The sequence below is a fragment of the Mycobacterium gastri genome (assembly GCF_002102175.1).
GTDB classification, from domain to species: Bacteria; Actinomycetota; Actinomycetes; order Mycobacteriales; family Mycobacteriaceae; genus Mycobacterium; species Mycobacterium gastri.
This window is the reverse complement of record NZ_LQOX01000144.1, coordinates 1-10,291: the sequence shown is the minus strand read 5'-3', so window position 1 is coordinate 10,291 and position 10,291 is coordinate 1. Positions and strand designations below refer to the sequence as shown.

7 protein-coding genes, 1 pseudogene and 1 riboswitch are annotated in these 10,291 nt (G+C 64.0%); of the genes and pseudogenes, 1 reads left to right on the top strand and 7 read right to left on the bottom strand.

The window, feature by feature from the left end:
* Window positions 1-81: 81 nt before the first annotated feature.
* Together AWC07_RS23525 and AWC07_RS23520 are read right to left on the bottom strand one after the other, a co-directional pair.
* Complete coding sequence (locus AWC07_RS23525; protein WP_036408716.1) at window positions 82-1,029, bottom strand: sterol desaturase family protein; 948 nt, start codon at window positions 1,027-1,029, stop codon at window positions 82-84.
* A gap of 51 nt (window positions 1,030-1,080) precedes the next feature.
* Window positions 1,081-1,623: pseudogene (locus tag AWC07_RS23520) on the bottom strand (hemerythrin domain-containing protein).
* A 192-nt stretch (window positions 1,624-1,815) separates the two neighbouring features.
* Between AWC07_RS23520 and AWC07_RS23515 the strand changes: the two are divergent.
* On the top strand, window positions 1,816-3,015 hold the full coding sequence (locus AWC07_RS23515; RefSeq protein ID WP_036408723.1) for an NAD(P)/FAD-dependent oxidoreductase: 1,200 nt from the start codon (window positions 1,816-1,818) through the stop codon (window positions 3,013-3,015).
* A gap of 23 nt (window positions 3,016-3,038) precedes the next feature.
* Here the strand turns inward: AWC07_RS23515 and AWC07_RS23510 are convergent, their stop codons facing one another.
* From AWC07_RS23510 to AWC07_RS23490, 5 genes are all read right to left on the bottom strand, one after another.
* The gene (locus AWC07_RS23510) at window positions 3,039-3,767 is read right to left on the bottom strand and encodes an MgtC/SapB family protein (RefSeq protein ID WP_036408713.1); all 729 of its coding nucleotides are present in this window, start codon (window positions 3,765-3,767) and stop codon (window positions 3,039-3,041) included.
* Window positions 3,768-4,013: 246 nt separating this feature from the next.
* Window positions 4,014-4,337 carry a DUF732 domain-containing protein gene (locus tag AWC07_RS23505; RefSeq protein WP_036408720.1) on the bottom strand — a complete coding sequence of 108 codons (324 nt, stop codon included), beginning with the start codon at window positions 4,335-4,337 and terminating at the stop codon, window positions 4,014-4,016.
* Between the two features lie 191 nt (window positions 4,338-4,528).
* Window positions 4,529-5,944 carry a PPE family protein gene (locus tag AWC07_RS23500; protein WP_036408711.1) on the bottom strand — a complete coding sequence of 472 codons (1,416 nt, stop codon included), beginning with the start codon at window positions 5,942-5,944 and terminating at the stop codon, window positions 4,529-4,531.
* Between the two features lie 87 nt (window positions 5,945-6,031).
* On the bottom strand, window positions 6,032-7,327 hold the full coding sequence (locus AWC07_RS23495) for a PPE family protein (RefSeq protein ID WP_036408708.1): 1,296 nt from the start codon (window positions 7,325-7,327) through the stop codon (window positions 6,032-6,034).
* A gap of 914 nt (window positions 7,328-8,241) precedes the next feature.
* The gene (locus AWC07_RS23490; protein ID WP_036408705.1) at window positions 8,242-9,447 is read right to left on the bottom strand and encodes a PPE family protein; all 1,206 of its coding nucleotides are present in this window, start codon (window positions 9,445-9,447) and stop codon (window positions 8,242-8,244) included.
* A 549-nt stretch (window positions 9,448-9,996) separates the two neighbouring features.
* A riboswitch (M-box (ykoK) riboswitch) is annotated at window positions 9,997-10,172 on the bottom strand.
* Window positions 10,173-10,291 lie beyond the last annotated feature (119 nt).

The window sequence follows — 10,291 nt, the reverse complement described above, 5'->3', positions numbered from 1 at the left end:
GACCTACTGCCGAAGAAACGGCCTTGTCGGCGTTCTTCCCGCCCCATCACGCCCCGTTGTTCAGAGCCCTCCTAGGCGCCGCTACCGCGACGAGGCGACAGCCACGGCGCCGTCGGCTGGGGCAGCGGCCCCGCACGGCTGCCAGCCCGGAGGTCCGAAGATGTAGCCGAGCCGATCACGCAGCCGCGTCGCGGATCGGCAGTCGCGTGCGATCGCCAAATATTCGTACGTCTGCAGTTTCCAGATGTTGAAGGTGTTTACCTGCTTGGTCAGGCCGTAATGGGGGCGGAAAACCTCGGCCTGGAAACTACCGAACAGCCGATCCCAGATGATCAGGATGCCCCCGTAGTTCTTGTCCAGGTAGATCTGGTCCATCCCGTGGTGCACCCGGTGATGCGACGGCGTGTTGAAAATGAACTCGAACCACCTCGGCAGCTTGTTGATCCGTTCGGTGTGCACCCAGAACTGGTAGATCAAGCTCACCGAGAAGGCGAAGAACACCATCCAGGGCGGCACACCTAAGAGCGGCAGCGGCACCCACATGAGGATCTCGCCGCTGTTGTTCCACTTCTGGCGGAGCGCAGTGGCAAAGTTGAAGTACTCGCTGGAGTGGTGGGCTTGGTGGGTAGCCCAGATCAACCGGACCCGGTGAGCGATCCGGTGGTAAGTGTAATAGAGCAAGTCAACTCCGACGATGGCAATCACCCAGGTGTACCACTGGCCCGCTGAAAGGTGCCACGGGGCAACATAGGCATAGATTGCCGCGTAGCCCAGCAAAGCCAGGCCCTTCCACGCGGCGGTGGTGGCAATCGAAACCAGCCCCATCGAGATGCTTGCCAAGGAATCACGGGTGAGGTAGGCGCCGGTGGCCGGCCTGGGCCTTTCGGTGGCGGCCGCCTCGATTCGTTCCAGTTTGCGGGCGGCGGTCCATTCGAGGGCCAAAAGAAAGAGAAAAAAAGGAATGGCGAACAACGCCGGGTCCCGCAACTCCGCGGGCAGCACGGACCATAAGCCCGTCAAAGCACTCACGTTAGACAGACTACTGATAATCCGGTCAGCGGCCCAAGGGTCCGGGTCGGGCTAGCCGATCGCCTTCGAGATCACATCACCGGCACGGTCGAGCAGCGACGCGAAAGGCCCAACGGCACAATTCAGCTTCGCCGACTCCACGCCGGGGTGTGGCATCGTCGGTGGCGAGAGCCTCGGCCACTTGCACCGCCTTTGTCATGCGCTGCCGCTCGTCGGCATCGAGTTGCCGCTGCAATGTGGTGAACTCTTCGTTCTCCTCACGTTCGGCTTGTTCTACCACCGCCTGCCGCAGGTTGGTGAGCTCGTCGATGAACTCCTGCGAGGCGATGTCGAGCTTTTCAATGCTCTTCTCGTAGTCTGCGCATCCGCGATCTCATCGCCGAAAGCAGCCTCGCGACGGACGCGGGGATGAATGATCAGCTCCTCGGCGGTCTCGTGCAAAGCCAGGAGCTGGCGCAAGTCATGAAAGGCGATCTCGCGAGCTGTGGGGTCCGACGCTTGCAGTACGTCGTCGAACATGTCGTTGATCAGATCGTGCTGAGCTTTGAGAAACTTGACCACTTCTTGTGGCGTCTCGACAAGCATTTCGGCCATGCGGGAGCACCTCCGGTGTGATGGGATTCGCGCTGTGGGCTGTGCGCGCATCGACTGGCCCGAATACCCGCAGCGAGCCGGCCGAAACGGTCAAGCGCTCGACCCTGATCGACGGAGGTTACCCGGTTGGATGCTCTCGACCAGCCACAAAGCCAACGCGACGGTGACCCGGATGCCTCAGGCGCTGACCGGTTGACCCGCGTAGTGGTGATCGGCTCCGGGTTCGCGGGACTGTGGGCGGCATTGGGCGCTGCCCGACGACTCGATCAGCTTGCCGTCGCGCCGGGGACGGTGGACATCACCGTGTTGAGCGACAAACCGTTCCACGACATCAGGGTGCGCAACTACGAAGCCGACCTGAGTGCCTGCCGTATCCCACTCGCCGACGTGCTCGATCCGGCCGGCGTTGGGCATGTCATCGCGGACGTGACCGGAATCGACGCCGGCGCACGCGAGGTCACCGCGTCGAGTGGCCAGACATATCGCTACGACCGATTGGTGCTCGCGGCGGGCAGTCGACTGGTCAAGCCCGACGTACCGGGTCTTCGCGAGTTCGGATTCGATGTCGATACCTACGACGGCGCCGTCCGGCTGCAGCACCACCTCAAAAGGCTCGCCGATGGTCCTGCGACGATCGGAGCGGGGACCGTGGTGGTGGTCGGCGCGGGACTGACCGGTATCGAGACAGCCTGTGAGATGCCGAGCCGGCTGAGGGCGCTGTTCGTCCATAGTGAGGTGGCTCCCCGGGTGGTGCTGGTTGACCACAACCCGTTCGTCGGCTCCGATATGGGCGGCTCAGCGCGGCCGGTGATCGAGCAAGCCCTGGCAGACAATGGCGTCGAGACCAGGACCGCGGTCAGCGTGACGGACATCAGTGCGTCGGGCGTATCGCTCTCGTCGGGTGAGCACATCGCAGCGGCCACCGTCGTGTGGTGCGCCGGCCTGCGGGCCAATTCGCTTACCGGGCAACTACCGGCGACCCGCGATCGACTGGGTCGCGTCGAGGTCGACGACTACCTGCGGGTGGTGGGCGTACCAGCCGTCTTTGCTGCCGGTGACGTAGCCGTTGCCGAGGTGGATGACGAGCACGTGTCGGTGATGTCGTGTCAGCACGGACGGCCGATGGGCCGCTACGCCGGCTATAACGTGATCAGCGACCTTTTCGGCGAGCCGCTGTTGGCACTTCGAATCCCTTGGTATGTAACGGTTCTCGACTTGGGACCAGCGGGCGCGGTGTACACCGAAGGGTGGGATCGCGAAGTGGTGTCGCGTGGCGCCGAGGCCAAGGCGACCAAACAGACGATCAACACCCGGCGCATCTACCCGCCGCTGACCCGAAACCGCGCCGACCTGCTGGCCGCCGCCGCGCCAGCACTGCAGGCCCAGCCCTGAGCGGTCCCCGCGTGGACGTCAAGTCACTCCGACGGCGACATCGGCAACATCGGATTGGTTTGTTCACCGGCATACCAGTGCACTGCGTAAATGCCCGGTTGCAAGGAAAGTTCGGCCACCAACCGCTCCAGCTTGGCCGGTGTGTGGCCGTCCATCAGTAGGTGAGCGGTCAACGCGATGTTGTCGTCGGTGGCTGTGCCGGTGTGGATGCCGCGCAGCGTGATGTCGTTGCGAGCTGTGTGTTGCACGATCTGAGCGCGCACATACTTCGCGGACTTGGGGCGGCAGAGCACCTGCAGCTGGTAGGGCCGTAGGCTTTCGTCTTCTTCGACGGTGTTGTCGTGGTCGATCAGCCGCCCCAGCGGGCGGCCGAAGAGATGGATGGTGACGACGGTGGCGGTGGCGATCAACGCGAATACCAGGTGCCCGGAGGCGGCGAGCACACCGACCGCAGCCGAGCACCACAAGGTGGCAGCGGTGTTGAGGCCGCGCACGTTGAACCCTTCCCGCAGAATGACCCCACCACCTAGAAACCCGATGCCCGATACCACGTACGACGCGACCCGGGTCGGACTGCTGTCCTCGGTGGCGGCCGCATACAACACGAAAAGGGTCGCTCCGGTGGCCACCAGAGCATTGGTACGCAGCCCGGCCATGCGCGCCCGCCACTGCCGCTCGAGGCCGATCAGGGCCCCGCAGCCTACGCCGACGGCGAGCCGGAGCGTGAATTCGGCGATGCTGAGGTTCTGCACGGCACTGCGTTCCCTTCTCTCCCAGTGCGAGGGCGACGGCAGCTAAGCATATGGCGGTTAACGACGGGTGGCGAGCGGGCGAACCTGTTGCATTGCTTCACTGACCAGCACGCGAAAAGTGCTGGACCTCAAGCGATTTGAGTCCGGGCAAGGACGCACAAGAGCCAGGTCACGTCGAATCGGTCAGAGTGGCATGGCCCGTGGCGGGCCGGCCCCGCACGGCTCCTCGCCCAACCCCGTGGAGTATCAGACGTGGCTGAGGTGGTACGGGCAGTAGTATTTCGCCGAGATCACCGCGAACTGCGATGCGGCCTCCATATTGAATCCGGGATTGTGGACCTTCACATCGTGGACGACTTGCAGTCCCGCTTCGCCGTTATCCAGGCACCCGCATACCGCCTGGGCGGATCCGATCGCTGCCGCCGCATTCGGATAGGTGATGCCGGCTTGTTGCAGTGCGGCAAGGAAGCCCGCGTCGTCAGCAGCGCTGGGCTCTGGCGGATCGGCATAGGCAGGTGCCGCGAGTCCGATCATGGCCGGCAGGGCCAGTAGCGTTAGCAGCTTCTTCATGATTTTGATTCCTCCGTCCCCGGTAGCTTGCGGTTGCCCGGTTCTGATTTTGGTTGATATCCGAACTACCCTGTCCGGTAATGCTTTTGCCGCGACCAACGTCGACACCACAACCACACCAGGCCGTAGACTGGCCGTGCCGTTACGGCCCTTGGCATCAAAGTCGATCAACATAGAGCTCCAGCCACTTATCATCCCAGCTGTGCATCCGAGGGCACCACTTTGGGTTTGTCGCCCTTGGACAGGTGCACTGCGTGAATGCCCGGCTTCTTAGCCAGTTGCTCGAGCAGATTGTCAAGGCCTTCGGGGTCGACGCTGTGATGCTGGACGCTTTCAGGCTTCTCCGATATCTGCGCGACCAGACGCTTGAGTTTGTCCGGCGACGTGGCGTCCTTGAGGTCTTTGAGCGGGGTGATACGGCCGCGGACCCCGGTGCCGCTGACGGCGCTGGGAGCACCGGCGCCAAGGGCACTTCCGAGCATGCCCGCCAGCGCCGTCGAGCTGAGTAGTCCTCCCTCGCCGAGAGCGGCGGCTGGCACGGCCTCCGGTCCGGCGGCCGATAATGCGGCGGCCACGGTCCTGATAGCGGGCGTGGCTGTCGCCCAGCTGGGTGGAACGCTCAACGACCCGACGAGGGTACCGCGTCCCCAGTGCGCCGACACGTCGCCCGATGTCGCGCCGGTCAGCCAGCCTCGCCCCCAGTGCGGCGCCAGCCCAAGCCCGGCGCCCAGCCCCTCTTTCGGGATTGCGCCAAGTCCGCCCGCAGCCGAGTGCGGGGCGAACTTGAGGAACTGTGATGCGGGGAAGTTCACCAGCAAACCGATGCAGTTGAACACCGTGGTGAAGCTGAGTGGACCCCTGATGGCCAAAAACAGGCGGAGATAGTCCGCTGCTGCGGTTGGTCCGAAGATGCCGTTCACCAGGTCCGTCATCGCCTTTGCGTAGGCGGTGCTGAGGTCGGCACCGATTTGCAGCAGCCATGAAAGTGGATCGCCCGAAGCCAGGACGGACTGCGCGGCAGTACCGGCCGAGGTTCCGGCGGCTTGGCCGGCCGCAGCGGCCTGGCTGGCCAGTCCGGCCGCGTTGACAACTTGCGGCGGCTCGCTGAACGGCGTCAGCTGGCCAGCAGCCGCCGACGAGCCGGCATAGCCGTCCATCGCGACGGCGTCTTGGACCCACATTTGGCCGTATTGCGCCTCGGTAGCCGCGATCGCCGGGGTGTTCTGGCCAAAGATGTTGGTCGCCACCAGCGACGCCAGTTGACTGCGGTTGGCCGCGATCTCCACCGGCGGCACGTGCGCGGCGAACGCCGTTTCATAGGCGCCGGCCGCCGCGGCCGCCTGAGTCGCCGCTTGTGCGGCCTGTGCGGCGGTGCCCTGCAGCCACGTCACATAGGGTGCGGCCGCGGCCGCCATGGCCAGCGCCGACGGACCTACCCACGGCCCGCTGGTCAGGCTGTCGATAACCGACGAGTAGGCGGCGGCGATGGACTGCAATTCGGCGGCCAGCGCGTCCCAGGCCGCCGCGGCGGCATGCATCGGGCCCGAGCCCGGGCCGCTGTACATCCGGCCCGAATTGATCTCCGGTGGAAGTGCTGCGTAGAACACGTCTTTACCCCTTACCTGGCCGGGTGCGCTGAGTGGCCCACGTTGAGTCGTGGACCGTTGTGACGGCAGTCATCGCAGTCTCCGCCGTCATTCGTCGAGCGCTGGAATAACGATGATGGTGGCGGTGGCGGAGTCGGCCTCGGCGACTACGCCGCCCAATGAATTTGCCGTACCACTGCCTGCGGAGCCGAAAGTGGTAGCAGCCAGGGCGCGGCCGGCCAAGCTCGACAGGGCCATCTGGCCGAACACGCCGGCCTCGCCGGAAAACGCCGCGGCCGGGGCAGCCGCCAAGTTGGTGGGCAGCAGCGAGGAGACCAATCGCATCGCGGGGGCGGCTTGCGTCCAACCCTGTGGCACCGACATGCTGCCCACCAGAGCCGCCCGCCCAATCGCCCCGGTAACCGGTCCACCACCACTACCTACGCTGGTGGACGTCAGGTTTGCGCCCAGGGAATCAGCGATCGGCGCCAAGGCCCCGGTGATTGGTTTGGCAGGGGCGAAGAAGGCCTGCAGACCCTGCCCGTTCTGCGCATAGGCGTAGACCTGGCCGAAGGACAGGAACGGGCCACCCGGTATCGAAACGAGGCCCTGCAGCGAATAAGGCCCAGTCAGGGCCGCCATGATGATGTCCCAGTTATCGAGATCGGTTGCCAGCCACGGCGGCAAGGGCGGCAACGGGAACAGGGATCCCGGCAAAGACGGCGCGGCCGTCGGCAACGACGTGGTCGAGGCCAGGCTTTGCAGCGCGTTCGGCACCGAGGCCATCAGCTGGGACAGCTGGGACGTGATGTCGGAGGCCGCAGCGGTACCGGTTGCTTGCCCCACCGCGGCGGATTGAGTCGCCGCTGCCGACGGGTTCGTGGTCTGTGGCGGCTCGCCAAACGGTGTTAGCTGAGAGGCCATGGCCGAGGAGCTGGCATAGGCATACATCGCGGCGGCGTCTTGAGCCCACATTTCCAGGTATTCGGCCTCGGTGGCAGCGATCGCCGGGGTGTTCTGCCCAAGAATGTTGGTGGCGATCAACGTCATCAGCAACGCTCGGTTGGCCGCGATCACCGGCGGGGGCACCGTCGCCGCAAATGCCGTCTCGTAGGCGGCTGCGGCCACGGTGGCCTGGGCGGCGGCTTCCTCCGCTTGGACGCCCGTGGTGTTGATCCACGCCAGGTACGGCGCAGCTGCGGCTGCCATCGTGATCGACGACGGACCCGTCCACGGTCCGATCGTCAGGCTCTCGATGATCGACTTAAACGAGGCGGCCATGGACTGCAACTCGGCAGCCAACTCCGCCCAGGCCGCAGCTGCCGCCAACATCGGGCCAGTGCCCGCCCCCACATACATCCGCCCCGAGTTGATCTCCGGCGGAAGCGCCCCGAAATCTATCACTTGCTGCCTCCGGTGGTTCTCCGCTGACCGCCATAGTAATCACGGCCGTGTAGTTCCGTACGTAAATTGGATCAGCTCTTACCGATCTCATTATTCGACCCGTCGACCGTGTCACGATTGATTCCGCGCGCTTGCGTCGATCTAGGTCCTCTCGGTATGAATCTTCTGCTGGTCCAGAGTGCGATTGTGGCCGCCCCCAAGCGGCCACCACCGTCATACTGCACAATAATTATTTGCATTGCGTTCCCGATGTGTAATCACGACGTTAAAAATAAGCGTCACTGCACCGTCAAACACCCGAGAAATCTCAGCGTACCTATCACTTCTCCCGGAGAGGTCGGCCAGAGAAGTCCTCTTGACTACTCGATCGAGAAAGGCTAATAAAGTGGTCCGATCACCCGCGGACGCGGCACGGATCAAAGCGCGAACAGAGCAAATCCAGCCGTATTTTACGTGCGTCCATCAATACGATCGGCTGTCATCGCCGAAGAGAATCGGCGCGCCACTCATATCTCAATAAATGCGGCCATGGCGAAGTATATCTGCCGGTAAAACCACTGCTGACGTTGAATCGTTTTCAGGCATCATTTGGGTAGCGCCGCGGCATGGCCGGGATTGACTCAGACGGCAAAAAGCCTGGTCTGCTCACAACGCGCCTGAACGTTACGACAGTCCGCGCCCCGGCCGCCCAAGGCTGACGTCGACGCTTCCGTATCCATCCCTGATCGTCATGACGTGCGCTCCTTACGTCGAAAGGAAACAGGCTACCCACGACCTGATGGATAGGTACTCACAACTGGTTGGCACTCGCCTGAGTGAATGCTGGAAAATCCCTGCGAAGGACGATCCCGTGACCTGCCCACTCTGCAGCAGCAAGGCAGCGGTGCTATTTGCGGCGCACCGGGATTGCGCAGTCAGCCCGCCGCGGGAGGTCGCGCGACGAAGGTGGGGCGGAAGCCGTACTGGGGCACAGCACGTCCGAAGGGCTGACCGGCCATATTGCCGAACGGCATACCGGGCATACCGGCTGCCAGGGCCGGCGGAGGTGCGACCATCGGCGTCCCTCCCAAAGCCGAACCAAGCGGGCTGTGCAGTGGCGCTGCCGCGGTCCACGCCGGCGGCACCGACAGCTTGCCGACAATCCCCGCATTGCCCAAGCCGGCCGAAACAGCGCCTCCCAGCCCGCCCATGGACCCGAGCGGGGCCGTCAGTGCGCTGCCAATCCCGCCGGTTGCGGCCGCCCCCATGGCGTCCTGAGCCATATCCGCGGCCGCTGCACCGCCCAACATGGCCAGAAAAGGACCAATTGTGCTACCAGGCAAAAAGAGCCCGCTCGAAGATATGGTGTTCCAGACGTTGGCGTTGGGCCCCCAGACGTTCCATAAAGTCTGCCACCATGAAGGCCCGGACCCGGTCAGCAGGTCCCAAATCACCTGCAGCCAGGATGAGCTGTTAGGTCCCGAAAGTCCCTGCAATGCACTAGGAACCATGGAAATCAGCTCAGACAGTGTGCTCGGCTGATTGCCGGCCGAGTTGCCGGCGGCCTCGGTGACCGCGGCCGCCTGGGCGGCCAGCCCGCTGGGGTTGGTTGACTGCTGTGGCTCGACGAACGGGCTCACCTGTGTAGCGGCAGCCGAGGATCCGGCGTAGCCGTACATCGCCATGGCATCTTGGGCCCACATTTCGGCGTACTGGGCCTCGGTTGCTGCGATGGCCGGGGTGTTCTGGCCCAGGATATTTGTGGCGATCAACGCCATCAGCTGGGTACGGTTGGCCGCGATCACCGGCGGAGGGACGGTCGCGGCGAAGGCGGCTTCGTACGCTGCCGCGGCGGCCTCGGCTTGTACCGCGGTCTGTTCTGCCTGAACGGCGGTGGTGCTCATCCACGCGATGTAGGGCGCGGCGGCGGCTGCCATCGATGCCGATGCGGGGCCGTACCATTCTTCGCCCGTGAGCGCCGCGAGTATCGAGTGATAGGACAATGCGGTGGCACGCAATTCCGCTGCCAGTCCTTTCCAGGCCGAGGCCGCGGCAAGCATCGGGCCCGAGCCGGGCCCGGAATACATGCGGGCGGAATTGATTTCGGGCGGCAGCGTTGCAAAGTCCAAGGCGACGGTCATCGCAGGCCTCTTTCCTCATCGGCTGTGATAGTGCTGGCGGCGCCGGTGGCCGAAGTCGCGGTACCTGAGCGGTGGACTGCCATCACCTGTGCCGGCATCGTCATGTCCGGACTGGGGCACTGAATCATGTTGTGCTCGAGTGTGATTCGTCGCTTGCAGAATTTCTCCTCCGCTGTGGCAATGAGCAGTTGCCGGTTGCGGGTGCGGTGTTCGCGTGGCACTGCCCGGGGGTCGTAGCCTGCACAGCTGCACGGGTGATCGCAAACGGACATCAAACTTCTCCAGGACGAAGGACCCAACCCGGATCGATGTTGTTTTTCGCGTGCTCTATCCCCACGTCTCCAAATGCGGAGCCGCGCAACTAGAGAATCAGGCGAACCCGTTCAGAAGGCGAAAAAGGCGCCGGGGTCGGATCGGAACGAAATGCTCGTCGGACTCGGATACGGACTATCGCCGGGACTCATCTCGCTCTCACCTCCTCAGGGCCAGGGCACACGGGGATGCCAGGCAGATTGCACACGGGGTGAGAGCTCAGGGGAACAACTGAGCGCGGCACCCCTCTCGTCAGAGCTTTGGCACCACACGGCGTATCCGGCTAGCCAAAGCCGGAAGCCACTTGGGCTCAACCCTTAAGCCGGGAAGAGCTGTCCTGACCCTGGGCGTCTTTCGACGTTCGAGGTCAGTGGCCTGTATCCGTGCAGACGCCTCACCTAGCGAGGTGCATGCAAGGGCAATCGTGACACTTGTGGCGATTGGAGTCAACCCAACGGCAAGCATCACGAAAAGTGCCCGCGAAACGCCCTCGGTGCATCACTTAAGAATGCCCGCGAAATGGTTGATCCTC